Raw genomic sequence first — 1,428 nt, forward strand, 5'->3', positions numbered from 1 at the left:
GGGCGTGTTCCCCGTCGCGGCGAAGGCCCGCTACGCCGGCGATGACGCCAATCGCAAGGCGCGGACCCGGACGAAGAGCGGGAACGCGTCGAAGGCGATCGATTCGTCGGAGAAGCGGTCGATCAACGTCTTCTCGCGCCCCGGCGCGGCGGTGATCGCGGTCCAGGACGGCGAGATCGTCAAGCTCGGCACCAGCAAGCGGCTGGGGAAGTTCATCCAGCTGCGCGACGTGTACGGCAACACCTACACGTACGGCAACCTCAAGACGCTGTCCGGGTTCTACCCCGTCGCGAAGACGAAGGCGAAGGCCAAGAGCGACAGCACGGTCCTCGACCCGGCGAAGGATCCCAAGCCGACCGTCGCCGCGACCGCTGGCAGCCAGAAGGCCACGGCCCGCCAGGCCCCGTCGACCGTCGAGCCCGCCGCTCCCGCGACCGACACCACGGCCGTCGACACCAAGGAGCGGGTGTTCGCGAATCCAGCGCGTCCGGTCGCGAAGAAGCTGGGTGGTGCGGAGCAGCTCGCCAACCAGGAGCTGGAGAACGGCTCCTACTCGAGCTACCTCTCCTCGCTGCACGGCCTGCCCAAGGACGACATCCGGCTGAAGCGGATGAAGAAGGGTGCTCGCGTGATGGCCGGCACCGTCCTCGGTCGGATCGGCAAGACCACCAGCTCCACCACCCCGCATCTGCAGTTCGAGATCCGTCCCGCCGGCAAGGGCGCCCCCCGCGTGGACCCGAAGCCGATCCTCGACGGCTGGAAGCTCCTCGAATCGACCGCGGTCTACCGCGCGAAGGGCCAGAACCCGCTGTTCGGCAACGACGGCAACGCCAGCGCGGGCCAGGTCCTCTTGATGAGCAAGGCCCAGCTCCAGGACCGCGTCCTCGCCGACCGCCATTTGGACATCTACCCGCAAGGCCGCAGCGACATCGCCGCTGGCGCGATCGACCGCCGCGTCCTCGCGACCCTCGAATACCTGACCGCCAACGGCCTGCGCCTCACCATCACCTCGCTACGCAGTGGCCACGGCCTGATGACCGCCTCCGGCAACGTGTCGGAGCACTCCTCCGGCAACGCGGTCGACATCGCCGCCGTCAACGGGATCACGATCACGCCCAAGACCCAGGGCCCCGGCACCATCACCGACTCCACGATCCGGCTGCTGCTGCAGCTCCAGGGCGCGATGAAGCCCCACCAGATCATCTCCCTGATGACCTTCCCCGGCACCGACAACACCATGTCGCTGCCCGACCACGACGACCACATCCACGTCGGGTTCCGCCCCACCATCGCCAACGACCCCAAGCTCGGCAAGCAGATCTCCCAGATCCTCAAACCGAACCAGTGGATCAAGCTGATCGACCGCATCAGCCAGATCGACAACCCCACCGTCCTCACCAAGCCCTCCAAGTACGCCATCCGCACGCC

Annotated in this window: 1 pseudogene; it reads left to right on the forward strand. The window is 67.6% G+C overall.

Annotated features, from left to right (window positions below):
* Positions 1-1,428 (forward strand): annotated as a pseudogene (locus PAI11_RS27540) (peptidoglycan DD-metalloendopeptidase family protein); the annotation flags it as partial.

Source organism: Patulibacter medicamentivorans, assembly GCF_000240225.1.
Taxonomy (GTDB): Bacteria; Actinomycetota; Thermoleophilia; order Solirubrobacterales; family Solirubrobacteraceae; genus Patulibacter; species Patulibacter medicamentivorans.